General features: G+C 62.1%; 24 protein-coding genes. 9 read left to right on the top strand and 15 right to left on the bottom strand.

The window, feature by feature from the left end:
- Positions 1–156: 156 nt before the first annotated feature.
- From urtE to urtA, 5 genes are all read right to left on the bottom strand, one after another.
- Positions 157–852: an urea ABC transporter ATP-binding subunit UrtE gene (gene urtE, locus IEX41_RS03635; RefSeq protein WP_188788840.1), complete on the bottom strand. Its 696-nt coding sequence runs from the start codon at positions 850–852 to the stop codon at positions 157–159.
- Between the two features lie 73 nt (positions 853–925).
- Positions 926–1,666: an urea ABC transporter ATP-binding protein UrtD gene (urtD, locus tag IEX41_RS03630; protein WP_188788839.1), complete on the bottom strand. Its 741-nt coding sequence runs from the start codon at positions 1,664–1,666 to the stop codon at positions 926–928.
- Positions 1,663–2,907, bottom strand: coding sequence for an urea ABC transporter permease subunit UrtC (urtC, locus tag IEX41_RS03625; RefSeq protein ID WP_188788838.1), 1,245 nt, complete (start codon positions 2,905–2,907; stop codon positions 1,663–1,665). Before urtC ends, urtD begins: the two co-directional genes overlap by 4 nt.
- Positions 2,908–3,103: 196 nt before the next feature.
- Positions 3,104–5,065, bottom strand: a complete 1,962-nt coding sequence (gene urtB / locus IEX41_RS03620; protein ID WP_188788837.1) for an urea ABC transporter permease subunit UrtB — start codon at positions 5,063–5,065, stop codon at positions 3,104–3,106.
- 139 nt (positions 5,066–5,204) lie between these two features.
- Positions 5,205–6,494: an urea ABC transporter substrate-binding protein gene (urtA, locus tag IEX41_RS03615; protein ID WP_188788836.1), complete on the bottom strand. Its 1,290-nt coding sequence runs from the start codon at positions 6,492–6,494 to the stop codon at positions 5,205–5,207.
- A gap of 490 nt (positions 6,495–6,984) precedes the next feature.
- Here urtA and IEX41_RS03610 point away from each other — a divergent pair, with 490 nt between their 5' ends.
- The 4 genes from IEX41_RS03610 (at position 6,985) to IEX41_RS03595 (ending at position 11,021) form a co-directional block, all read left to right on the top strand.
- Positions 6,985–8,409 carry a circularly permuted type 2 ATP-grasp protein gene (locus IEX41_RS03610; protein ID WP_188788835.1) on the top strand — a complete coding sequence of 475 codons (1,425 nt, stop codon included), beginning with the start codon at positions 6,985–6,987 and terminating at the stop codon, positions 8,407–8,409.
- Between the two features lie 18 nt (positions 8,410–8,427).
- The gene (locus tag IEX41_RS03605; protein ID WP_188788834.1) at positions 8,428–9,381 is read left to right on the top strand and encodes an alpha-E domain-containing protein; all 954 of its coding nucleotides are present in this window, start codon (positions 8,428–8,430) and stop codon (positions 9,379–9,381) included.
- Complete coding sequence (locus IEX41_RS03600) at positions 9,378–10,205, top strand: transglutaminase family protein (protein ID WP_188788833.1); 828 nt, start codon at positions 9,378–9,380, stop codon at positions 10,203–10,205. Before IEX41_RS03605 ends, IEX41_RS03600 begins: the two co-directional genes overlap by 4 nt.
- Before the next feature lie 93 nt (positions 10,206–10,298).
- Positions 10,299–11,021: a proteasome-type protease gene (locus tag IEX41_RS03595; protein WP_188788832.1), complete on the top strand. Its 723-nt coding sequence runs from the start codon at positions 10,299–10,301 to the stop codon at positions 11,019–11,021.
- A gap of 495 nt (positions 11,022–11,516) precedes the next feature.
- Here the strand turns inward: IEX41_RS03595 and IEX41_RS03590 are convergent, their stop codons facing one another.
- The 9 genes from IEX41_RS03590 to IEX41_RS03550 all read right to left on the bottom strand — a co-directional run bounded on the left by IEX41_RS03590 (position 11,517) and on the right by IEX41_RS03550 (position 18,177).
- Entirely contained in the window at positions 11,517–12,047 is a 531-nt protein-coding gene (locus tag IEX41_RS03590) for a chemotaxis protein CheD (RefSeq protein WP_188788831.1), read from the bottom strand.
- Positions 12,044–13,111: a CheB methylesterase domain-containing protein gene (locus tag IEX41_RS03585; protein ID WP_188788830.1), complete on the bottom strand. Its 1,068-nt coding sequence runs from the start codon at positions 13,109–13,111 to the stop codon at positions 12,044–12,046. The genes IEX41_RS03590 and IEX41_RS03585 overlap by 4 nt, the downstream gene beginning before the upstream one ends.
- A 104-nt stretch (positions 13,112–13,215) precedes the next feature.
- Positions 13,216–13,572, bottom strand: a complete 357-nt coding sequence (locus tag IEX41_RS03580; protein WP_188788829.1) for a DUF8776 family protein — start codon at positions 13,570–13,572, stop codon at positions 13,216–13,218.
- Between the two features lies 1 nt (position 13,573).
- Positions 13,574–13,960 (bottom strand): response regulator, encoded by a 387-nt coding sequence (locus tag IEX41_RS03575; RefSeq protein ID WP_188788828.1) that lies wholly within the window; start codon positions 13,958–13,960, stop codon positions 13,574–13,576.
- A gap of 9 nt (positions 13,961–13,969) precedes the next feature.
- Positions 13,970–14,839, bottom strand: a complete 870-nt coding sequence (locus IEX41_RS03570) for a CheR family methyltransferase (protein ID WP_188788827.1) — start codon at positions 14,837–14,839, stop codon at positions 13,970–13,972.
- Complete coding sequence (locus IEX41_RS03565) at positions 14,836–15,303, bottom strand: chemotaxis protein CheW (RefSeq protein WP_188788826.1); 468 nt, start codon at positions 15,301–15,303, stop codon at positions 14,836–14,838. The genes IEX41_RS03570 and IEX41_RS03565 overlap by 4 nt, the downstream gene beginning before the upstream one ends.
- Positions 15,296–17,467, bottom strand: a complete 2,172-nt coding sequence (locus IEX41_RS03560) for a chemotaxis protein CheA (RefSeq protein WP_188788825.1) — start codon at positions 17,465–17,467, stop codon at positions 15,296–15,298. The genes IEX41_RS03565 and IEX41_RS03560 overlap by 8 nt, the downstream gene beginning before the upstream one ends.
- Before the next feature lie 3 nt (positions 17,468–17,470).
- Entirely contained in the window at positions 17,471–17,845 is a 375-nt protein-coding gene (locus IEX41_RS03555; protein ID WP_188788824.1) for a response regulator, read from the bottom strand.
- Positions 17,842–18,177, bottom strand: coding sequence for an STAS domain-containing protein (locus IEX41_RS03550; protein ID WP_229672911.1), 336 nt, complete (start codon positions 18,175–18,177; stop codon positions 17,842–17,844). The genes IEX41_RS03555 and IEX41_RS03550 overlap by 4 nt, the downstream gene beginning before the upstream one ends.
- A 138-nt stretch (positions 18,178–18,315) precedes the next feature.
- On the opposite strand from IEX41_RS03550, the gene IEX41_RS03545 reads away from it, so the two are divergent.
- Positions 18,316–19,962: a thiamine pyrophosphate-dependent enzyme gene (locus tag IEX41_RS03545; protein WP_188788823.1), complete on the top strand. Its 1,647-nt coding sequence runs from the start codon at positions 18,316–18,318 to the stop codon at positions 19,960–19,962.
- A gap of 7 nt (positions 19,963–19,969) precedes the next feature.
- Here the strand turns inward: IEX41_RS03545 and IEX41_RS03540 are convergent, their stop codons facing one another.
- Complete coding sequence (locus IEX41_RS03540) at positions 19,970–20,935, bottom strand: NADPH:quinone oxidoreductase family protein (protein WP_188788822.1); 966 nt, start codon at positions 20,933–20,935, stop codon at positions 19,970–19,972.
- A 288-nt stretch (positions 20,936–21,223) separates the two neighbouring features.
- On the opposite strand from IEX41_RS03540, the gene IEX41_RS03535 reads away from it, so the two are divergent.
- The 4 genes from IEX41_RS03535 (at position 21,224) to IEX41_RS03520 (ending at position 24,682) form a co-directional block, all read left to right on the top strand.
- Complete coding sequence (locus tag IEX41_RS03535; protein ID WP_188788821.1) at positions 21,224–21,604, top strand: helix-turn-helix domain-containing protein; 381 nt, start codon at positions 21,224–21,226, stop codon at positions 21,602–21,604.
- A 53-nt stretch (positions 21,605–21,657) separates the two neighbouring features.
- Positions 21,658–22,458, top strand: coding sequence for a histidinol-phosphatase (gene hisN / locus IEX41_RS03530; RefSeq protein WP_188788820.1), 801 nt, complete (start codon positions 21,658–21,660; stop codon positions 22,456–22,458).
- 92 nt (positions 22,459–22,550) lie between these two features.
- Positions 22,551–23,885 (top strand): 8-oxoguanine deaminase, encoded by a 1,335-nt coding sequence (locus tag IEX41_RS03525; protein ID WP_188788819.1) that lies wholly within the window; start codon positions 22,551–22,553, stop codon positions 23,883–23,885.
- A gap of 281 nt (positions 23,886–24,166) precedes the next feature.
- A complete protein-coding gene (locus IEX41_RS03520) occupies positions 24,167–24,682 on the top strand; it encodes a CAP domain-containing protein (protein WP_188788818.1) in 516 nt (171 codons plus the stop codon).
- Positions 24,683–24,816: the final 134 nt, after the last annotated feature.

The following is a 24,816-nucleotide window of genomic DNA, read 5'->3' as shown; positions in this document are numbered from 1 at the left end:
CAAGGCAAGACCGATCGGCGGTTCGCGCCTGCGCGCGAGCTGTCATCTGTACCGATAGTGCCATGCCGTAACTTCCCCCCTAACGGGAGAATTGGGCCTGCCGCCCAGCATGGCAAGAAAAAGTTGGGCCGCTGCGGAGCTTTATCCGCCGTCTGCCTAGATCGAGACCTTGGCGAGCAGGGCCTCGCGGTCGATCTCGCCGGCGCGGCCTTCCATGGCGACCGACCCGCGCTGCACGGCGACGAAATTGTCCGCAAGCTCCCACATGAAGTCGAAATACTGCTCCACGAGGATGATCGCCATGTCGCCATCGGCGCGCAGCTGGGCAATCACCCGGCCAATCTGCTGGATGATGTTTGGCTGGATGCCCTCGGTCGGCTCGTCGAGCAGAAGCACGCGGGGGCGCATGATGAGCGCGCGTGCGATGGCCAGCTGCTGCTGTTGCCCGCCCGAAAGATCACCGCCCCTGCGGTGCAGGAAATCCTTGAGGATGGGGAACAGATCAAAGATGTGCTCGGGCACCTTGTGATCCGATTTCGGCAGGCAGGCAAAGCCGGTCTCGAGGTTTTCCTGCACGGTCATCAAGGGGAAGACCTCGCGGCCCTGCGGCACGTAGGCGATGCCCGCGCGGCCCGCCTGGTAGGCGTTGAGGTGATCGAGCGGCCGGTCGTCGAGGCTGATGGTGCCGCCCGAATAGGGGTGACGCCCAGCGATGGCCTTGAGCAACGAGGTCTTGCCCACACCGTTGGTGCCGGTCACGGCGGTGACCTCTCCAGGCTTCGCGGTCAGCGAGATGCCGTTCAGGATCTGGCTCTGGCCGTAATGAAGGGTAAGGTTGTCTACGCGCAGCATCGGCGGTCTCCTTGGGCAAATTCCTTGCAAGGAATTTGCATATCTTTCCCGAAAGATTTGGCGGGCACCACGCTCAGCGCCCGAGATATACTTCGATCACCTGTGGATCCGAGGTGACATGATCGAGCGAGCCTTCCGCCAGCACCGAACCTTCGCAGAGTACGGTCACCCGGCAATCAAGCCTTCGTATGAACTCCATGTCATGCTCGACCACCACCACGGCGTGCTTCTTGGCGGCGCGTTTCAGCAGATCCGTGGTGTGTTCGCGCTCGGCCGGGGTCATGCCTGCGGCGGGCTCGTCCACCAGCAGAAGACGCGGGTCCTGCGCCAGCAGCATGCCAATCTCGAGCCATTGCTTCTGGCCATGGCTGAGCTCGCCCGCGATGCGGGGCAGGGCGTCGGTCAGGCCGATGGTCTCGGCCAGCTCCTCGATGCGCTTGGCGCCGCGGCTGGTCTTGCGGTAGAGCAGCACGTCGAACGGCCCGCGCCTGTTCTTGAGCGCCATGGCGAGGTTCTCGCGCACGGTCTGGGCCTCGAAGACGGTAGGCTTCTGGAACTTGCGCCCGACACCGGCCATGGCGATCTGGCTTTCGCTCATCTTCAGCAGCGAGATGGATTTCTCACCGTAGATCACCGTGCCGCTGTCGGGCCGCGTCTTGCCGGTGATGATGTCCATGAAGGTGGTCTTGCCCGCGCCGTTGGGGCCGATGATGGCCCGCAGTTCGGGCTCGCCGATCTGGAAGGAGAGGTTGTTGATCGCCTTGAACCCGTCGAAGCTGACGGAGACGCCGGACATCTCGAGAAGGGTCTTCATTTCTCTTCCTCTCCTTCGACGGTGCGGCGCGCGCCCAGATCGGGTCCTGCGGCGGTGCTGCTGGTGGCGGGCACGGGGTGGCGGTTTCCGATAAGGTCGAACAGCCCGCCGATGCCCTTGGGTGCCAGAAGCGTGACCGCCACGAAGCTGAGCCCCAGCAGGACCAGCCACCAGTCGGTCCATTGGATGGTGTAGATGCCGAGGTTCACGTCGGGCGCGCTGCCCCCGGTGAACCAGCTCGACAGAAGCGAGACCACGGCGGCGCCGATGGCCGCCCCGTAAAGCCGTCCGCGTCCGCCGATGGCGACCCAGACCGCGAGGTAGATCGAGGCGATGGGCGCGATCTCGTTCGGGTTGATGATGCCAGCCTGCGGGTAGTAGAGCGCGCCGGCGATGCCCGACACGATGCCCGTGAGGGTGAAGATGAAAAGCTTGTAGCTTTCCACATGGTATCCGAGGAACCGCACGCGGCTTTCATTGTCGCGCACGCCGCGGATGACCGAACCCATCTTGCCTGAGACCACCCAGGCAAACAGCACGTAGCCCGCCCCCAGCGCCACGGCCGAGGCCCAGAAAAAGGCGATGGACAGGTGCGATTGCGGCACGTCCCCGAGACCGGGAATGTTCTGCAGGCCCGATAGGCCGTTGTTGCCACGCAGGCCACTGTCGTTCTGGAAGAGGTAGAGCGACAGGGCGAGGGTCATGGCCTGCGTGAGGATCGACAGGTACACGCCGGTGACCCGGCTGCGGAAGGCAAGCCAGCCAAAGACCAGTGCCAGCACTCCGGGCACCAGCACCACCAGCGCGAGCTGCGCCGGAAGGCTCGGGGCAAAATACCAGATGGCGGGAAACTCGGAACTGCCCACGAGGCCAAAGATCTGGCTGCCGATGGCGTCGTGTATCTCTTCGGGTGTGGGAGGAATGGGCGCGGCATTGAGCGAGGCCGTGAGCACGATCTCGGTGCGGGCATACATAAGCCACATGCCGATCATGTAGCCACCAAGCCCGAAGAAGGCCATGTGCCCGAGGCTGAGGATTCCGGTGTAGCCCCAGACCACGTCCATGGCGATGGCCACCAGCATGAGGCAAAGCGTGCGGCCCAGCGTCTTGACAAAGCTGGTGGAAATCATCCCGTTGCCGCTGCCGTCGGCCAGAACGGTGATGATCAGCGCGAAGACGCCAAGGGACAGGAGAAACCAGAAGACGGAGCGGTTCTCGGTGAGGAAGGTCTTGCGGGTCATGCGGTTCTCCTGGTGGCGGGCAGGGAGGGGGCGCTGCCCCCTTCGCGAGCCGGGGCTCGCTTACCCCCGGGATATTTGCGGTCAAAGGAAACGGAGCGGTGTGCCTGTGTTTTCCTTTGACCCGAAATATCCCCGCCGGAGGCAGTTGAAGCGGTGGGGCCGGGGGCCGGGGTCGGTGCTTTGGCGTGCAGCATGATCAATCCCCCGCAGCGCGGCCCTTGAGGGCGACGATGCCCTTGGGACGGACCTGGATGAAGAGGATGATGAAGAGGATCATGTAGGTCTGCGCCGCGAGCGTGTTGGATGGGTTCATCCATTCGATGCCCTTCTGCAGCACGCCGATGAGGCTGGCTCCCGCGAGGGTGCCCCAGACGTTCCCGACGCCGCCCACGACCACGGTCATGAAGCTTTGAACGATGTAGTTGGCGCCCATTTCCGAGGTGACCTGCGCGTAGAGGCCGATCGCTACGCCGGCGATGCCCGCGATGCCCGAGCCGAGGCCGAAGGTCAGCATGTTGATGCGCTCTGGGTTGATGCCCATGGAGGCGGCCATGCCGGGGTTCTGGGTGACCGCGCGAACCTCTAGCCCCACGCGGGTGCGCTTGAGGATGAATAGGATCAGCGCGAGGAAGATCAGCGCCAGCACGAAGATCGCGATGCGGATGTTGGCGATACCGATCACGTCGTTTACCACCCATGCCCCTTCGAGCCACGAGGGCGAGGTGAGGGGACGCGCCTGTGTGCCGAAGATGTTCTTGGCCAGCTGTTGCAGGGCGATGGAGATGCCGAAGGTTGCCAGCAGGGTTTCCAGCGGGCGATGGTAGAGCCAGCGGATCACCAGCCGCTCCATCGCGACGCCTGCGGCGAAGGTCACCGCGAAGGCCAGCGGCAGGGCGACGATCAGAGACACCGTGTAATCGGGGATGATCTGCTGTACAACGTAGCCGGTGTAGGCGCCCATCATGATGAATTCGCCGTGGGCCATGTTGATGACACCCATCACGCCAAAGGTGATGGCAAGTCCAATGGCCGCGAGGAAGTAGATCGACGCCAGCGACACCGCGTCCAGCGCTAGGTCTGCCACCTGGTGAACGGCAACGCGGGTCTCCACCTCGTTCAGGGCGGCGCGGGCGGCGTCGGTGATGGCGGGGTCGTCCTCGTCGTAGGCCTCGAAGAAGACGTGGCTGGCGAGCGCCGCGTCTACGTCTTCCTCGGTGACAAGCCGCGGTATGGTGCCAGCGGCGGCCAGCGTCTCGTAGGCGCGGGCGCGGGCCTCTTCGGTATCAAGCGCGCCGATGGGCACGCCGCCCACGGTGCCGCCGTCGATGTTGGCGGTGAGGGCGGCCTTGAGCTGATCGCGGGACTGGATCTCGGGGGCGAGATCCTCGGACACGAGGCGGGCGTAGGCGTCGTCGCGGGTCAGATCGTCGCCCGGGGTCAGTTCGCGGGCGATGTTGGTGCCTTCGGGGATCTCGGTGCCGACTTCGGATCGAGTGGACAGGATCTGGTTCAATACCGCACGGATCTGCACCGACACACCGTCCGACAGGGCCGAGATCGCCGCGATGCGCTCTTCGGGGGTGTCGCCGAAGGTGGCGGCAAGCATCCCCGCAAGTTCTTCCTTGCGGGCGCGGATGCGGGGGCTGGGTTCGTCCTCGATCGAGGCAAGCAGCGGCTCGAGCTGGTCGGCGGAGGGGTTGCGGGCGATGGAGTCCAGCGCCTCTATGCGCCGCGCCTCAATCGGGTCCGACAGCTGGAACTGCACCAGCGCCGAGGCGATCACCCGGCGGACACCACCGTTGGGACGGATTTCCTCGATCTCGGAGGCAGGCGCGCTGCCCGCCGGTTCACCGGTGGACAGGTCGGTCAGCGCGTAGCTGTCGCCCTCGCGGGTGCCGTAGAAGAACAGCCCGTCGGTGGTGCGCTGCAGCACCTCGCGTTCGGACCAGCGTTGCAGGAATTCCGGCGCCTGAGGCAGCTCGGAGGCGACCAGCGCGTCAATCACCGACCCCACGCTGCGGCGGCCGGGACTGGCCACCTCTTCGGCTTCGGTTTGCAGGATCGACTGGAGGTCTCGCTGATCCTGTGCCGCCGCCTTGCCGGAAGGCAGGCAGAGACACAAGGTCAGCGCGAGGGCCGGAAATAGCGCACGCAGCATGGCTAGCCTTGTCTGAAAGTCTTGAGGAGGGGAGGACGCCGCGGGCACGGCAAAGGTGTCCGCGGCGATGCACTCGATGGGCTTGGTGATGGACTGGAGTGGAACCGGGGAGGTCACGCCCCGGTCCCGGTAGGTCCGATCAATAGTTGGACTTGATCTGCACGCAGGTCGAGGTCTCGGTGTTGTACATGCCGCACTCAAGCTCCTGCCAGTCCGAGGTCAGGACGGCGGAATCCGGCAGGAAGTCGGTCCATGCATCTCCGGGAACCGGATCAGTTTCTGAGATGATGTCGAACATGCCGTCTTCGCGGATCTCACCAATCAGAACCGGCTTGCTGAGGTGGTGGTTGGTGCCCATGACCGCGGTGCCGCCGGTGAGGTTCGGGAACTCCTGGCCCCACATGGCTTCACGCACGGCGTCCACGTCGGTGGTGCCCGCGTCGGTCACGGCGTTCACCCACATGTTGAAGCCGATGTAATGCGCTTCCATCGGGTCGTTTGTGACGCGCGCGTCGTCGCCGATGAACGCGTGCCATGCAGCGATGAATTCGTCGTTGGCTTCGGATTCCGCGGTCATGAAGTAGTTCCAGGCCGCGAGGTGGCCCACGAGGTTCGAGGTGTCGAGCCCCGAAAGTTCCTCTTCACCCACCGAAAACGCCACGACAGGGATGTCGTCCGCCGATACGCCCTGCGCGGCGAGTTCCTTGTAGAAGCCGATGTTGGCGTCGCCGTTGATGGTCGAGATGACGCCAACCTGCTTGCCGTCCTCACCCAGCGCCACGACGTCCGACACGATGGTCGACCAGTCGGAGTGACCGAAGGGGGTGTAGTTGACGAAGATGTCTTCCTTGGCGATGCCCTTGGACTCAAGATAGCTTTCGAGGATGTTGTTCGTGGTGCGCGGGTACACGTAGTCGGTGCCCAGAAGCGCGAACTTCTCGACGCCCAGTTCCTCTAGGAAATAGTCGGTGGCCGGGATCGCCTGCTGGTTCGGCGCGGCGCCGGTGTAGAAGACGTTCTTGGACGACTCCTCGCCCTCGTACTGTACGGGGTAGAAATAGAGCGCGTTCAGCTCTTCCAGAACCGGCAGCACCGCTTTGCGCGACGCCGAGGTCCAGCTGCCGAAGGTCACGTCGACCTCGTCGTTCGAGACCAGCTCGCGCGCTTTCTCCGCAAACATCGGCCAGTCGGAGGCCGGGTCCTTGACCACTGCCTCGAGCTCGCAGCCCAGAAGGCCGCCTGCCTCGTTCTGCGTTTCGATCAACATCAGCATGGTATCTTTCAGAGTGGTCTCGGAAATTGCCATGGTGCCGGAGAGCGAATGCAGCACGCCCACCTTGATCGGGCAGTCGGCGTCCTGTGCCTGCGCGGCACCGGCCGCGACGAGGGCAATGGCAGCAACGCCCGAAAGCTTGAGTGTCTTGATCATGTCGGATCGCTTCCCTTGTTTGAGCCGCTCTATTTCATCGGCGCACACCGATGCAGTCGTCCCGATGACCGGGGCGTCAGGAATTGAGCCGCTCTTTTTTTCTTGTTGTGCCGCGCTAGACTTTTCTTCTGAAAGCCGAAAACGCGGCGTCCCCTGGTTCGTGTGTCATGCCGTTCCGTGACGGCATGTTCGGATTGATACTGACGGGGCAGGGAGGGGAAAGACCTCAGAGCCGCGTCGGCCTATCAGAAAATAGAGAATGCCTAATTATTGTGCATAAACTTAGAGGTTAGAACGGTTTAATGACGATATCTTGCGCAAGATGCCCAAAACTGCGACCTTTCTTGTGTTGAAACCGACGCTTTGGATTCGGTGGAGGGGATTGCTGTAAAAATGTGCGTGCCCTTGCACATTGGGGCGAATTCAAGGCGCAGGGCTTTCCCTTCGCGAATGGTTCGTGAAATTTGAGGGCAAGAGCGAAGGGAATACGATGAACGCAAATCCTGCCCAGATCTTTAACGAGATGATGAATGGCGCGGAGGTCCGGCCCTCCTACGCCAACTTGGAGCAATGGTACCGCTCGATGCCGGACGAGTTCCGAACGCTCAAGCAATCCGAGGCCGAAGAGCTTTTCCGCCGGGTGGGCATCACTTTCGCGGTCTATGGCGAAGGCGGCGACCCCGAACGGCTGATCCCATTCGACATGTTCCCACGGGTGCTGACTGCCTCTGAATGGCGACGGCTCGACAAGGGCATCCGCCAGCGGGCCGCGGCGCTCAATGCCTTCCTGTGCGACATGTACGGGCGCCGCGAGATGATCCGCGCGGGCAAGATCCCCGAACACCTCGTCACCAACAACGCAGCCTACGAGAAGGCCGCCATTGGTTTCATGCCCCCCAAGGGCGTGTTCAGCCACATTGTCGGCGTCGATCTGGTGCGCACCGGGCCAGACCAGTTCTACGTGCTCGAGGACAATTGCCGCACCCCGTCCGGTGTCAGCTATATGCTTCAGAACCGCGAGATCATGATGCGCATGTTCCCGCAGCTGTTCATGGAAAACCGCATCGCGCCGGTGGATGGCTATGCCGGCCTGCTGCGCAAGACGCTGGCGTCGGTTGCGCCCAAGAAATGCACTGGCGAGCCCAAGATCGTCATCCTGACGCCGGGGCAGTTCAACTCGGCCTATTACGAACACAGCTTCCTTGCGGACCTCATGGGGGTCGAGCTGGTGGAAGGACAGGACCTTTTCGTCGAGGGGGATTTCGTCTGGATGAAGACCACAGAAGGCCCCAAGAAGGTCGACGTGATCTACCGCCGCATCGACGACACCTTCCTCGATCCGCTGTGCTTCCGCCCCGACAGCATGCTGGGCGTGCCGGGGCTGATGAATGTCTACCGGTCCGGCGGAGTGTCCATCTGCTCCGCGCCCGGCGCGGGTGTGGCCGATGACAAGGCGATCTACACTTACGTGCCTGAGATGGTGCGCTTCTACCTTGGCGAAGAGCCGGTGCTTGAAAACGTGCCCACCTGGCAATGCGCCAAGGCGGATGACTGCAGGTACGTGCTTGAGAACCTGCCCGAACTGGTGGTCAAAGAAGTGCACGGCTCGGGCGGCTACGGCATGCTCGTGGGGCCCAAGTCCGACAAGTCCACCATCGAGGCCTTCGCCGCGAAGATCCGCGAGAAGCCCGAGAACTACATCGCCCAGCCGACGCTGGCCCTGTCGGCCTGTCCGACCTTCGTGGACGAGGGCATCGCGCCGCGCCACGTGGACCTGCGGCCTTACTGCCTTGTCGGGGAAAAGATCGAGCTGGTGCCCGGTGGCCTGACGCGCGTGGCGCTGACCGAAGGGTCGCTGGTGGTGAACTCGTCGCAGGGCGGGGGTGTCAAGGACACCTGGGTTCTGGCGGAATAAGGGCGAAGGAAGACAAAGATGCTGAGCCGTACCGCAGATCACCTCTATTGGCTGGCCCGCTACATGGAGCGCGCTGAAACCACTGCCCGCCTGCTCGAGGTCGGGGCGCGCACCGCGCTGCTGCCTGACCCGTCGGGCGGATACCGCAACGACTGGGAAGCGGTGCTTCGGGCCAAGGGCACCTACCAGCAGTTCCACGACAAGTATGGCGAGCTGAACCAGCGCGACATCGAGACGTGGCTGTTCTTCGACGCCGAGAACCCGGCGTCTGTGCTGTCGTGCATCAACGCCGCGCGGGAAAACGCACGGGTGGTGCGCACGGCGCTGACCTCTCCGGTGTGGGACGCGATCAACACCGCTTATCAGGAGCTCAAACAGTTCCAGCGTACCGAGCGCAGCAAGCTCATGACCTCCGAGCTGACGGAATGGACGCTGCGCACCTGTTTTCTCGTGCGAGGCTGCATACTTGCCACGCAGCTGCGCAACGACGGGTACGATTTCATGGGGCTTGGCACCTCGATCGAGCGGGCGGACAACACCGCGCGGCTCATCGACGTGAAGTACTACGTGCTGTTGCCATCGCTGAGCTACGTCGGCTCCGGGCTCGACCAGTCGCAATGGGCGCTGCTGCTTCAATCGATGACCGCGCAGCGCGCCTTCAACTGGACCTACACCGGCGAGATCACGGCGCAGAAGATCGCGCACCTGCTGATCCTCAACCGCAAGTTCCCGCGCTCGCTTCTGTCCTGCGTGCAATGGGCCTGCGATCACCTCGACAACATCGCGGACATCTATGGCACCGGCACCCGGGCGCAAGAGAGCGCACACCAGCTGCTGACTGATCTCAGCCGCGCCGAGGTGGACGACATCTTCGAAGAGGGGCTGCACGAGTTCCTTGGCCGTTTCATGGCGCGCAACGCAGGGCTCGCCAACACGATCCACGATGTCTACCTGCACGGGATCCCGGCATGAAGCTCAACGTCACCCACACCACCCGCTACAAGTTTGACCACCCGGTGCGCAGCGTGGTCCAGTCCCTGCGGCTCTGGCCGGCGGACTGCGCCTCGCAGAAGCTGCTGTCCTGGGATGTGACCACCGATGGCGCCTTGCGCGGCGCGGAATTCACCGACGGGGCAGGGGATCGCACGGCATTGGCCTCGTGGCGTGGACCGGTCGAGGATGTCACCGTGATGGTCACCGGCTCGGTCGAGACCACGGACCTGTTCGGCGTGCTGCGCGATCACCGCGAGAAGGGGCCGGCTTCGCTTTACCTGCGCTCCACTCGCCATACCCGAGCCGACCAGGCGCTCAAGGATCTGTCGGGCGATACTCTGGAGGGCCTTCAGAGCGCGACCTGCCTCGAGCAGGCCCACGCGCTAAGCTCGGCCGTGTCCGCCGAGATCGCCTACCTGCCCGGCGAAACCCGCGCCCACACCACCGCCGCCGAAGCGCTGGCGGGGGGCAAGGGGGTCTGCCAGGATCACACCCACGCGCTGATCGCCCTCGCCCATGTGGCGGGGATCCCTGCGCGCTACGTCACCGGCTACCTGCACGCGGACGAGGCCGGTGCCGGCCATGAGGCCAGCCACGCCTGGGCCGAGCTTTACGTCCCCGATCTCGGCTGGGTCGGCTTTGACGCGGCCAACAAGTGCTGCCCGGACGAGCGGTACATTCGCCTTGGCTCCGGCTATGACGCCCAGGACGCGGCACCGATCCGTGGCGTGGTGCAGGACAGCAGTCCCGAAGAGCATCTCGAAGTGTCTGTCACGGTCACTGCTGGGCAGCAGCAGCAATAACGTGATACCCCTGTCCCAAGGGCAATGTTGCGAGCTGAGGCGGCCGACAGTATAGCCGAGCCGACCTTGGCTGCGCCTTCAGGAGATTCGCAGATGACCTATTGCGTGGGCTTGATGCTGGATGCCGGCATTGTGTTGCTGTCCGACACCCGCACCAACGCGGGACTGGACAACATTTCGACCTACCGCAAGATGTTTCTGTTCGAGACCCCGGGCGACCGGGTGATCGGCATCATGACCGCCGGATCGCTGTCTGTGACTCAGACAGTGATGGCGCGCCTGTCGGATGCCAACGAGGACCTCGACAGCGACAAGTCGATCCTTCGCGCACCAACCATGCTGCAGGTTGCCGAGATCGTCGGTGGCATGCTGTCCGATGTGACCTCCGAAGTGTCGGCCAAGATGGAACGGATGAGCCAGAAGGCGACCGCCTCGATGATCGTGGCGGGGCAGCGCAAGGGTGGGCCCATGCGCATGTTCCTGATCTACCCCGAGGGCAACTTCATTGAGGCCACCTCCGACACGCCCTTCCTGCAGATCGGGGAACATAAGTACGGCAAGCCCATCCTCGACCGGGTGATCACGCCATCCACCTCTCTGGAGGATGCTGAAAAGGCTGTGCTGCTGTCGATGGACTCCACGCTCCGTTCGAACCTGAGCGTCGGGATGCCGCTGGATATGGCGGTGATCGAAGCCGAAGGGTTCTGCATCAGCCGCAAGCGCCGTATCGAGCCGGATGACGAGGCGTTCGCCACCATGAGCGCCGCCTGGTCCGAAGCGCTCCGAGACGCGTTCCAACAGATCTCATCGGAGTAGCGCCTCGAGGTCTGGCGCGGCAGGCGAAGGCCATTTGGCAGACTGAGGTCAGAACCCAGTTCGGAGCGGCAGATCGGTCTGGTCACTGATCGTGTCGTCGGCTTCGTCTCTTTCACTGTTGCAAGCTGTTCCTCTCAGTGGCTCTTGGTATCTGGCTATTGGCTATTGGCTCTTGGTCGCTGGCTCCTTTCACTTACCGAATTGCCCTGCGGTTCTTAGACGCTTTCGTGACTAGACTTCTGCCGCTGCTCAAAGAGGGCCACAGGCTTGAACCGCCCGTGAACCTTGAGCCCGGCGCGCTTGCCGGAGCGACAGTCCGGGATACTGACCTCGGATCCGCAGGCATCTCAAAATGCAATTGGTGCCCAGAGAGAGGGCTCGCCTCCTGTGTGTCGATCGCTGTTGCCTGCTAGCAACTTTCTTCGCATTGGAAAACGCGCTCTGTCGCTTTGAATTCCCCATCTATTCCAACGCGGCCAGGAACATGGCTGCCGCTCAGAAAAGGTCGATTTCGCCGTGCGTGGGTGGCGGAGGGGTAATTTTCGGAGGCGCAACCTTCTCCACTTCTCCGGGTACGATGAATTGCTTTACCCGCCCATCACAGGGCCAGAAACGTATCCTTCGCGCCGCGTTGCCCCCTGTGCTTTCTGATGCGATGGGGATGCCTTCTGCCTGCAGGAACTCGCGTGCGAAAGCGATGTTGGAAACACCGATATCACGCAGCTGGCTCAGCATCTTCGCGCCGCCGAACAGCTTGGCAATCAGGCGGTTCTTCTGGGCACCCTGTTTGAGCAGCCCGTTGATGAGAAGTTCCATCGAATATGCGCCGTAGCGGACATCTTCCCCCCCTGCGCCGCTGCGGCTGGGGAGAAGAAAATGGTTCATGCCGCCGACCCGCACTTCCGGATCCGTGAGGCAAACGGCCGCGCATGATCCCAGCACGGTGGACATCACACACCGGGGGTCTTGGGAGATCTTGTATTCGCCTTGGATCACGTTCACGAGTTTTTCTGTACCCTCAATCATGACTGGATGACCCTCTGGTTTGGACCCGAGCTAGCGGCAGCGCAGGCTTCGAGAAGTGCTGGACCGATCTTGTGAAGGGGAAGCACACGCTGAACGGCACCTAGTTCGGCCGCGGCCCGGGGCATGCCGTAGACCGTACTCGTTGCCTCGTCCTGAGCGATTGTTACGGCTCCGGACTCATGCAGGGCTTTCAACCCCACAGCACCGTCACGACCCATGCCCGTCAACAATGCCGCTACTGCGCGGCGCGCGCCTGGGACGGCCGACTGGAACAGGGCATCCACGGATGGCATGTGGCCTGATATGGGGCCATTCGCGTCGAGTATAATGCGCATTGGCCGCCCGCCTGCCAGTTGCATATGTGCCCGACAGCCCGCGGCTAGGACCACCTGTCCGCACCCCACCAGATCTCCGCTTCTGGCGGGGCGAACGGAGGCCGCACATTGCCTGTCCAGGAGACGCGTAAGGCTGTCACCAAACCCGCCACCGGTGTGTTGCACAATGAAGGTGGGGGGGCAATCGGCGGGAAAACTTGAAAGGACATTCAATAAGGCATCTACGCCACCAGTAGAAGCACCGATGAGGATGAAGCGGTTGCTGTGCTTCGCCCCGCCGTCGGACATCACAGTGGTCGTGCCGTGAGGTGCGCTCGCCAATCTCGGGACCTGACTGCGACCATATCTCCTTGCAGTACGCGTCACGGTGCGCAACGTGCAGGCCAGCTGATCCCCCGGGATGTCATGGTGTACAGGAAACAGGTCCGAATGCTTGCCCCAAGGTGAGGCGGATGCATTCCCTCCCTGGTCAAGGTCCTCGGTAATGACAAGCCATCGCACGTCGAGTGCCGCGAACAGTGCGCGCATGACCTCGAATTCCGGAAGCCGTGCCAAGCGCCCGGCAATTACCACCGCAAGCGGCTCACGCTCTTCCACCTCGGTGTAGGTGGTCATCAGGTCATCTGTTTCAGCCACCACCTCGATTTCCGACGATGCCCGGAATTCGGTGGCAAGCCGGCGACGCAGAGACCTGTCCGGAGTTGCGATAATCAAGGATATCATGCTCATCTGCGCCTCTTTGGTCCGGCATGGTTCAGGCATCATGCGCAATCGGTCTGGTACGGGAACGCCGCGGCTTCGGGCTCTGTGAAAGCGAGACGTACGTGAAACGGTCAGAAGAGCTCCGGGCTATTGGCGGTGAGAGTCACCTGTTTGAAGCCACCCAATCTGTGCCCCAGCTCACGTAGCGGAATCGCTGTAAGTTCGGGGGTGAGATCAATGGGGGTATCATCATCAAGACGATGTGAAAGGTCTGCCATATATGTTGCGATCGCCTCTGTGGACTGGGCGAGCATGTCCAGCTCCTGCAGGGCAGTGATGGTGACGTGTCCAAGACCTGCCTTATCGGACGAATAAAACGCTTCCATGCCGTGCTCCAGCCGGGCGATCCGCAGCTGAAGAGATCGGATTTCTTGCGAAATGAGCAAGATCGCTTCACAGGGAGAAAGGTGTATGTCCTTCAGGGGCATGTCAGAGCTTTCCAACCACGTTTTCAATGCACTGCTTCATGGCGACGGAGGTAAAGGGCTTCTTGATCATGTTGTTGAGCCCCCATTTCTTGGCAGCGGCGACCATGTCCGGGGTCGGTTTGCCGGTTACGAGGATAAAGCCGATCCTCTGGGTTGCCTTGTTCTGGCGCAAGGCTTGCAGAAGGGCGAGACCATCCATGTTCGGCATATTGAAATCGGACAGCACAAGGTGGACTGGGTTCGCAGCCATGCGGGCCAATGCTTGTTGACCATCATTTTCGGTCAAGTAGTTCTTGATCCCAATTTCATCGAGTGCCTGCGTTATCAGGCCACGACTGGTCGCCATGTCATCGACTACCATAATGCGGAGTGAATCCTTCAGACTCATCGTGTTCTCCTAGTTCGCTAAGGCCGCTTCCGGCCCTTTGATTCTTCGATAGGTTGTGACGCCCGCTGTCGAGAGAAGTTCGAGTGCGGGGCCTGATACTCGTTCTGAATGACCGATGAAGAGATACCCACCGACCCTGAGCTTGTCGGCGAACCGCTGCCAGAGCACCTGCTGTGTGTCTTGATCGAAATAAATAGCTACGTTCCTGCACAGGATCGCGTCAAATGGGCCTTGAAAAGGCCATGTTTCCATTAGGTTTAGCTCGCCAAAGGTAATGAGCTCGCGAGCTTCAAGTGCAATTTCGAATTGTCCGTCCTGCACTGTTGTTTTCGTGGTGAAGCGTTCTCTGAGTTGCGGCGGGATCGACTGCAGATCCTCCTGCGGGTAGGTGGCGGTTCTTGCCTTTCGGACGATGACCGGGTCGATATCTGTTGCAAGGATGCGTAGATTACGCACGGCATTGTCTGGCAACTCAGCCATAAGTGTCATGGCAAGAGAATAAGGCTCTTGGCCGGACGAACAGCCCGCTGACCAGAGACGGATCCGTTTCTGGTCTCTTAGTTCCGGCACGAGCTGCTGCTTGAGCGTTTCGAAGTGATGTTTCTCGCGGAAGAAACTGGTGACGTTGGTTGTGAGCGCTGAGATGAGCTCAAGCCTTTCATCTTCTTCTCCCGGCGCTTTTAATAGTGACATATAATCTTGGAAACGTGACAACTGTCGTGATCTAAGACGCCGTGCCAGACGAGAATAGACGAGGGGCTTCTTGCTTTCGGCGAGGCTCAGACCGAATTCGGAACGAGCGAGGGATGCTAGCGAACGGAAGTCTTCGTCCGTAAAGCTGAACTCTCGGGCCCCGGTTTCGGTCGGGAAGGTTGTCATACGGCACCCCCCATGTCGTTATCCAGAACCGCATCGAGATTGACGACACGCACCATGCTTTCACCGACAGAGATGACACCCAGGATAGCCTGTCGTGCCGCCTCGGACTTAATATCGGGCGTCTCCTGAATGGCAGATTTTGGAACAGACAGAATTTCCGAGACAGATTCAACCAAAAGGCCGATGGTTGTGCCGCCCGAGGCCGCAACGATTACCACGTTGCGTTCGTTGTCGGCGGTAACCCCCAGGCTGAAGCGGGATGCCAAATCGAAGATAGGGATCACGGCACCGCGCAGGTTCATGACGCCAAGTACATCTGCCGGAGTGTGTGGGAGCTTGGTGACAGGCGTCCAGCGACGGATTTCGCGGATTTGTGTGATCTCTAGGCAAAAGCTTTGGTCACCGGACGAAAAGGTGATGAATTCGAACTGGGTTTCGGTCGGGGCTTCGACAACATCAAGCATGGCGCAGTTCCATTCTGGGGGCTGAAGCAGGCATCATGTAAGGTGCCGCAGGGTTGAGTTTCACAAGTTCGTCAGGATCGAGAATCAGCGCGATTTTTCCGTCTCCAAGTATGGTGGCAGCCGAGACGCCGGGAATGGCTCCGTAGTTGCTCTCAAGGCTCTTGATGACCACTTGCCTTTGATCGTGGATCGCTCCGACGCGAAGGGCGGTAAGGCCTTGCGCTTCGGTGGTGACCAGCAACAACACCCCGCTGCTGATTTCCTTTGCACCACCTGACAGACCAAGGTTTCGTGCCACGTCCACGATGGGCACATAGGCCCCACGTACGGAAATGACCTCGCCCGTCGTGCCGATGTGGTGCAGGTCTTTCTTGTTTGGGCGGATGGTCTCGATGATCGATGCAATCGGGATCACCATGGTCTGATCCGCAATCGAGATCACGAAGCCGTCCATCACGGCGAGGGTAAGTGGCAGGACAATCGTGAAAGTGGTGCCAGCGCCCGGTGATGAGGCAATCGATACCCGCCCTCCGAGGGCTGCCACCGCGTTCTTCACCACATCCATGCCAACGCCACGCCCTGACAGGTTCGACACTTCAGAGGCGGTCGAGAACCCGGGCAGGAACAGTAGGTTATCGATTTCTTGCTCCGAAAGTTCGGCCTCTGCGCCGATGAGCCCTTTTTCGATGGCCTTTTCAAGAATGCGGGGACGGTTCAGGCCAGCTCCGTCATCTGCGATCTCGATGAACACGCTACCGGATCGATGAGACGCGGATAGTCTGATCGAGCCAATGGGATCCTTTCCGGCCTCCTGCCGCTTGTCAGAAGTTTCCAGTCCATGATCTACAGCGTTGCGCACCATGTGAGTCAGCGGGTCTGCGAGGCGTTCGATCACGGTCTTGTCGACCTCGGTGGAGTCGCCGACGGTGACCAACTTGGCTTTCTTGCCGGTAGCTTCTGATGCCTCTCGCACGATCCGGGACATGCGCTGGAACAGCGGTTTCACCGGCTGCGCCCGGATCGCCATCACTCCCTCCTGAATGTCTCGGGCGAGCAGCTTGTAGGCTTCCAATTCGTTGGTGAGATGTGCCACCGCAGGCAGCTCGAGCTCTTCGATCCGCTGCGAAATCATCGCTTGGTTGATGATAAGCTCGCCCACGGTATTGATGAGCCGGTCCACACGTTCAAGATCCACTCGAAGCGTCGGGCGAGGGCCGCGTGGTTCATCCTTCTGTGCGGCTTGCTTGGTAGGCGGCGCCGATTCGGACTTGGCCGCCTTGGGCGTCGGCGATGTTGCAACGGGTGTGTCTGCGACTGCTGGGGCGGCCACCTTGGCATCGGTGGTTGCGCCGCCGGAGATGGCAGGGGGGATGGCCTCCTCGGATGAGAACGTTTCATCCACCGAGATTTCGAGCTCGCAAAGAGAATCCACGAATTCAAAAACTTCATGAAGGACGGTTTCGTCCTCGGCAGTTTCCAACGTAAGACGCCAGTCGATCACCGCGTCGTTTGGATCGAAGGCATCGAAATCAGGCAGACGCGACAGGTTGGCAGTGACCTTCAGCACGCCGAGTTCCGCAAGGGCATCGAATAGAAGCAGAGGCTCATGGCCGTTGGCATAGAGGGCGGCAGTGGGCTTGAAGCTGATCTCGAAGCTCTTCACTGCGCTTTCCGCGCCCGCGTCGTCGGCTTCGCGCTCATCGCCGTCCATGTCGATGTCGATAGGGGCAGCATCCAGATCAAGGCTCATGGCCTCGAAGGTGAACTCCTCTTCTTCGTCGGTATCCCCAAGATAGGCTTCGAGCTCCTTGAGAATTGCCTGTTCTGACTCGGCATTTGGCTCTCGGTCATCGCGTGCTGCTTCCACGAGGTCGGCAAGCTGGTCACCCGAACGGTGGAACAGGTGCATCAAATCTTCGTCGACCTTGATCTGGTGAGAGCGCACCTTGTCCATCACCGTTTCAAAAGTGTGGGCGAAGCTAACAAGCCGATCGAGGGCAAAGGCGCCGGCGCCACCCTTGATCGAGTGCACTGCGCGGAACACGGCGTTGACCACGTCCATGTCCTCGGCGTTTTCTTCCATCGCCGACAGCCCTTCGACGAGCGCTTCCAGAAGCTCCTCGCATTCCTCGAAGAAAGTATCGCGGATCGAATTCATCGACATGTTTTACACCACGTGTCCTGTGAGCCTGCGAAGCACCGAAACAAGAGAACCGTCATCGAACGGTTTCACGATCCAGCCCGTTGCGCCTGCATCCCGGGCCCGCGCCTTGAGGTCCGGGCCGCTTTCCGTCGTCAGCACAATGATCGGGACCGTCGTGCGGTTGGGGCCATTGCGCAGGGTTTCAATCACTCCGAAACCGTCCATGTTGGGCATGTTGATGTCGGTGATCACAACGTCTGGCTCCACCTCGGAGAACTGTTCGACCCCCTCTACGCCGTCACAGGCGGAGTGATACTCGAAGCCCGCACCCTCGAGAGAGACGCGCAGTAGGTTCCGAATGGTTCGGGAATCGTCGATCGCGAGAACTTTGGTGGTCATTGAACGGCTTCCTTGTCGAAATGGTCGGGGGCGAGGCCGAGCCTTTCCAGCCCGGAACGGAACGTTTCATTGACCTCGACGAGTTCGAACGGCAGCCCTTCCGCTGCCCATTGCCGTCGGGCAACGAGCAGGATCTGAAGCCGATGGGAATCGATCCGGCTCACGTCCTGAACGGAGACCCTCACGGGCATGTGGCGCGCCCCGAGAAGGAAGGGGACAAGCGCATCCTCACCGTTGCGGTTGCGCGCGGGTTCTAGGGCGTGGAACTGTACATCGGACATCGTGGAATCGGCACCTCTGGCAGCGTCGAGAACGGGAAGGCCGGACGGCATGATGGCTCTACCGGACCTGCACGATGCATAAGGGCGGTGTCTTAACAAAGCGTTCTGGACCGATGAGAATCCGCCCCCGGGTTGCAGCCTGTCACGAATGCGCCCACTACTTCGCAGGTGACGACAGGAGGTTTCGACATGCGCAATGGTGGACAGCTCGTGGTGGAGTGTCTTGAAGGCCTCGGGGCGCGGCGCGCGTTCGGGGTTCCGGGCGAAAGTTATCTCGCGGTGCTCGATGCGCTGCACGGCAGTCGCATCGATTTCGTGAATTGCCGGCAGGAAGGTGGCGCGGCCTTCGCCGCCGCAGCCCATGGCAAGCTTACCGGAGAGCCGGGCATCTGCATGGTCACCCGCGGCCCCGGCGCGACGAATGCCTCCATCGGGGTGCACACGGCCATGCAGGACAGCGCGCCGATGATCCTGCTGGTGGGGCAGATCGCAACGGACATGCGCGAGCGCGAGGCCTTTCAGGAGGTCGACTACCGCGCTGTCTTTGGCACCATGTCCAAGTGGGTGACCGAGATCGACCATGTGGACCGTATCCCAGAACTCCTGTCACGGGCCTGGACCGTGGCGACCAGCGGACGGCCCGGGCCCGTCGTCATCGCGCTGCCCGAGGACACCCTGTCGGCCACGAGCGCCGCTGCCCCCGTCGTTGGGCCGATTGCCATCCATCCCGCCGAGCCTGCGCCTGCCGCCATCGAGGAGGCGCGCAGGCTGCTGGCCGGCGCCGAGCGTCCGCTGATCGTCCTTGGCGGGGCGCCGTGGGATCGTGCTGCCTCGGAGGCGCTGATGCGATTTGCCGAAGGGTCTGACGTGCCTGTCATCACCTCGTTCCGCTACCAGGATCAGGTGGATCATGGCTCGGACGTGTTCTGTGGTGATGCCGGTGTCGGCATGGCTGGCAGTGTGCGCGGGCTGTTGCGTGACGCGGATGTGATCCTCGCGCTAGGCACCCGGTTCGGGGAGAACATGACCGACGGCTACGAGCTGCTGTCCGTGCCGGACCCGGTTCAGAAAATCGTCCATGTGCACGCTGGCGATGGTGAAATCGGCAAGGTCTACCGCCCGGCGCTGGGCGTCACCGCATCCCCCGAGCGTTTCGCGCTTGCCCTCGGCGCGCCGGTGCAGGGGAGCTGGTCGGACTGGCGACGTGCCGCGCGCAAGGCGCACCTTAGCTTCATCGACAAGGCACCTGCGCAGCCCGGGCCGGTGGACATGGTCGCGGTCTGTGCGCACCTGCGCGAACGCCTCGCGGGGCAGCCGCTGGTGCTGACAAACGGGGCAGGGAACTTCACCGTCTGGCCGACGCGCTTCTTCCGCTTCACGCCGGGAATGCGGCTGCTGGCGCCGCAGTCGGGCGCCATGGGCTACGGGCTGCCGGCGGCCATCGCGGCCAAGCTGGAGCGTCCCGGGGCTCCGGTGATCTGCTTCGCCGGCGACGGGGACATCCAGATGACCCTTCAGGAGCTCGCCACCGCCCGGCAGGCGGGTGCGGGCATCATCGTGATCGTGGTCAACAACGGCACCTACGGCACCATCCGCGCCCACCAGGAGCGGGAATTCCCCGCGCGGGTCAGCGGCACCGACCTCGTGAACCCTGATTTCGCCTCCATCGCACGGGCTTGCGGGCTGCACGGTGAGCGTGTCGAGAGCACCGGGGCCTTCGCCGCGGCGTTCGAGCGGGCCATGGCGTCGCCCACCGGCGCGCTTCTGGAGCTGACCGTCGACAAGGAGGCCCTCACTCCGTACCGCACCCTGACCCAGATCCGGGAGGGGAGCTGAGCGCGGATCAATCTTGTGTCCGGATGACCACTTTTCCGGTCGATTTGCGGCTGCGCAGAAGCTCGAGCCCCTCCATGGCGCGCTCGAGCGGCAGCACGTGGCTGACGTGCGGGCGAATGCGACCTTCCTCGTACCAGCTGAACAGTTGCGCGAGTGAGCCGGTCAGGATGTCGGGGGCGAACGTCAGGTAGCCTCCCCAGTAAAGGCCCATGACGGTGAGGTTCTTCACCAGAAGATGGTTGGCCTTGACCTGCGGCACTTCGCCGCTGGCAAACCCGATGCTGAGAATGCGCGCCTCGGGCTTGCAGGATCTGAACGCCGCGGTGAACTGGTCGCCGCCAACCGCATCGTAAACTACATCCGATCCACCAAGTGCCAGAACTTGCTCACGAATATCTTCTGATTGTGCATCGATGAGATGATCCGCACCGGCCTTTCGCGCGATCTCGAGCTTTTCCGCGCCGCGAGCGCAGGCGATGACCCGCGCGCCCATCAACTTTCCGATCTCGACCGCGGTCAGCCCGACACCTCCCGCAGCGCCGAGAACAAGCAACGTTTCACCGGCTTGCAGTTTCGCGCGATGGGCGAGCGCCAGGTGGCTCGTTCCGTAGGCGATCTGGAACGCAGCGGCGTCCTCGAAGCTCATTGCGCTCGGCATCCGGACCGCGCGGCGGGCATCGAAAACCCCCTGTTCAGCAAGGCCACCTTGGCCACCAAAGACCGCCACCCGATCCCCGCGCGAAAGCCCTGACACCCCGTCTCCGAGGCTTTCGACGGTCCCTGCAACCTCCATGCCAAGAGTAAACGGGAGCGCTGGCGTGTCCTGGTAGCGCCCCTCCATCATGAGGAGATCGGCGAAATTTAGTCCACACGCCATGATTGTAACCGCCACTTCGCCCGCCTGTGGAGTGGGGGTGTCGAGGATGGCAATCTTGGGTTGCAGGTCATGTGACGTGAGATGCAGTGCGCGCATAGGGTCCTCAAATCTTTGAGAGAATGGTCGATGATCAATTTATGGATGTCAAATATCTGTTTTGCGTAAAACGTTAATACGAAAGGATAATAACGCAATCTTAAAGTGTGCGTGATTTGCTATGCCTACCGCTACGCGCGCGCTTGGCTTGCCCTTTCCCGTTATGCGATGTATCTTTTGGCGCATCGGGAAGAGGGGCCATCGCGAACGTCAGGCCGGCCTTGTCGGCACCTTTCGTGTGAACTAATGACAAACGCCCTGATCGGGTGAAAGAAGGAAAAAAACAAAATGACGCATCCGGTTGATGTCCATGTCGGCAAACGCATTCGCCATCGCCGCTGGCTGGTGGGCATGACCCAGCAACAGCTGGCCGAGCAGGTCGGGATCAAGTTTCAGCAGATCCAGAAATACGAAACCGGGGCCAACCGCGTCAGCGCTTCCCGTCTTTGGGACATCGCCGATGCCCTCGACGTTCCGGTGAGCTTCTTCTTCGAGGGCATCGAAGGTGAACAGGCCGAGGCAGAGGCTGCCGGCGAGGCAGCCGCAATGCCTGCGGACATCCTTGGCGACAAGGAAGCCCTGGATCTCGTGCGGTCTTATTATGCGATCCCCGAGAACCAGCGCCGCCGTCTCTTCGAACTTGCCCGCGTTCTCTCCGACGTCGCTTGAGCCTGTTGCGCCGCTGCGTTAACTGATCTCTTGATCAGTGACGGAGCGGCGCAATGGCAGATATCTCGAAAGAGCTCGTTTCAGACCTCTGGAAGACGGCTCATGCGCTCGCGGATGCCGCGCGCGCGGCAATCCTTCCACATTTCCGGGCCACTGGCCTTGACGCTGAAAACAAGCTGGCCGGCGGCTTTGATCCTGTCACCGTCGCCGACCGTGCCGCCGAGGTCGCGATGCGCGACATCCTTGCGGCTCAGCGCCCGCAGGACGGCATTCTCGGTGAAGAGTTGGGCACCACCACGGGCACCAGCGGCCTGACATGGGTGCTCGATCCCATTGACGGAACACGTGGATTTCTCAGCGGCACGCCCACTTGGGGCGTTCTGATCGCGGTCAGTGACGAGAGCGGCCCGGTTTTGGGCATCATCGATCAACCCTACATCGGAGAGCGGTTCTGCGGCGGTCCCGGCCTCGCCGAGGTGACGGGGCCACTTGGGACGCGCCCCCTTGCAAGCCGCGCGCCGCGCCCCCTGGATCAGGCGATCATGTTCTCGACCTTCCCCGAAGTCGGCTCTGCCGAAGAGCGTGCCGGGTTCGAAAGGGTTCGCGATGCGGTTCGCCTGACCCGCTATGGCATGGATTGTTACGGGTACGCCTTGGTGGCGGCAGGCCAGGTGGATCTTGTTATCGAGGCGGGACTGTATCCCTATGACGTCCAAGGTCCGATCGCGGTGATCGAGGCGGCTGGCGGTATCGTCACTGACTGGCAGGGCAACCCCGTGCACATGGGCGGGCGCGTCATTGCTGCTGCCAATGCTGAAATTCACGCAGAAGCGCTGGCACTGCTCAACGCCTGAACGCCACCCTGAAGACCTGCCGGTCCGTCCCGGAAGGGGCTTCCCATTGGTCGGGCAGGGCGGCAGCATGGGCCAAACCGCAGGAGCGTTCCATGCCCGAAACGTTGATCCGCAACGCCCACACCATCCTGACCATGGATGACACCGCCCGCGAGCTCTGCGGCGCCGACGTCCTTCTGAGGGACGGTGTCATTGCTGCGATCGGTCAAGGCCTGCAAACTTCCGGAGACATCGTCGATGCCGCCGGCTGCGTGGTCACTCCGGGTCTGGTGAACACGCACCACCATCTCTACCAGACCCTGACCCGCGCGGTGCCTGGCGGCCAGGATGCGCTGCTCTTCGGCTGGTTGCAGACTCTCTACCCGATCTGGGCGCGGTTCGGCCCGGAAGAGATGCGCGTCTCGGCGCTTACGGGCCTCGCCGAGCTGGCCCTTTCGGGATGTACGCTGACCTCCGATCACCTTTACCTTTATCCCAACGGCGCACGGCTGGACGATACCATCGATGCCGCGCGCGAGATCGGCTTGCGATTCCATGCGACCCGCGGAGCCATGTCGATCGGCGAAAGCGCCGGTGGCTTGCCGCCTGACAGCCTGGTGGAACGCGAGGAGGCCATCCTCGAGGATTGTATCCGCGTAATCGATGCGTTCCACGATCCGCGCGACGGGGCAATGGTGCGCGTCGGCGTTGCGCCCTGTTCGCCATTCTCGGTCAGCCGTGAGCTGATGCGCGACGCTGCGATCCTTGCGCGGGACAAGGGGGTGATGATGCATACTCACTTGGCCGAAAATGATGAAGATATCGCTTATTCCCTCGAAAAGTTCGGCTGCCGCCCCGGTCAATATGCCGAGGAGCTGGGCTGGACGGGGCCTGATGTCTGGCATGCCCATTGCGTGAAGCTTGACGGGCAGGAGATTGATCTCTTTGCAAACTCCTTGACCGGCGTTGCGCATTGCCCCTGCTCAAACTGCCGCCTTGGTTCGGGCATCGCGCCGGTGCGGGCGATGCGCGACGCGGGCGTTCCGGTCGGGCTCGGGGTCGACGGCTCTGCGAGCAACGACGCTGGAAACCTGATGGTCGAAGCGCGGCAGGCGATGCTGCTGCAGCGGGTAAGCCGCGGCGCCGACGCCATGAGTGCCCGCGAGGCTCTTTATGTCGCGACGCGGGGCGGGGCCGAGGTGCTGGGGCGCCGTGATTGCGGTCAGGTCGCCGTGGGCAAGCGCGCGGATCTGGCGCTGTGGGATGTGACTGGCATCGATAGCGCCGGCAGCTGGGACAAGGCGGCTCTTCTGCTGGCCGGGCCGCAGCGGGTGCGCCATCTGTTCGTCGAGGGCAGGCAGATCGTGCGCGACGGGATGTTGACCAGCATTGATCTTTTCTCAACCATCGAGAGACAGACTGCACTGGCGCGGCGGCTGGCCGGATAGGCGGGTCTGTGCCTGATCCCTGCTTGGACGGGGGATGGCCTTGCACTGCCTTGGTTTGGACATAACGCTGAATGACACTGGCTGTGAACGCGTGGCCATGCCCGGCAGTGCAGGGCGTGCTGCGCGCTTGTGCTGACGGCGTACCGGGCCGCTGTGATGGTTGCAGTATACAAGGTTCAAGACGGCCTAAACTGCACAAGCCGGCGATCCCAGGCATTGCCTGGTCGCATCGATGAGACCGCTCGGCGGCAGGACTTGAGATGACGAAGGAGCTTCCCGCAATGTCCCTGAACGAACACAAGAGCCGCAGGTCCGTGCTGCGGGGGCTGACCTCATTGCCTTTGCTTGCCGGTGCGGGAGGCGTTTTGTCCGCCTGCGGCGCCTCGGTTCAGCCGACGCCTGACGTGGAGCTCGACGGTCGGAGCCTGCCTGCAGATGTGCGCGAAACCGGTTCGATCAATGCCTTCCGCGCAAGCCAAGGGCTTGGGGCGATTGAACCTGATGCAACCCTACAGCGCATCGCCGCGCTGCACGCGCAGGACATGCAGCGCATGGGCCAGATGAGCCATAGGGGATCGGACGGCAGCACCCTCAAGATGCGCCTGCAACGGCAGGGCTACCGGTTTCGCAACGCGGTCGAAAACGTCGGCTGGTCGGATCGGGGCATGGACCATGTCATTGACATGTGGATCGATTCGCCCGGTCATCGCCGCAACATGCTGTTGAAAAGCGGGGAGGAGTACGGTCTGGCGGGCTCGGGGGTCTACTGGGCCCTCGTCGTCGCCGAGCCACGCTGAGCCAGATCAGGCTCGTGGCAGGTAAAACCGGCAGGAACCCGCCTCAAAGTCCGATGCTACTGGCCAATGGCGCGGGGATGACTAGATCGGAAGCAACCGTTCTTAACAGGGGTGATGTACGACCACAGGTCTGC

The organism is Salipiger pallidus, from assembly GCF_014643635.1.
GTDB classification, from domain to species: domain Bacteria; phylum Pseudomonadota; class Alphaproteobacteria; order Rhodobacterales; family Rhodobacteraceae; genus Salipiger; species Salipiger pallidus.
The sequence above is the reverse complement of the archived record's forward strand: the minus strand, read 5'-3'. Positions and strand labels throughout refer to the sequence as shown.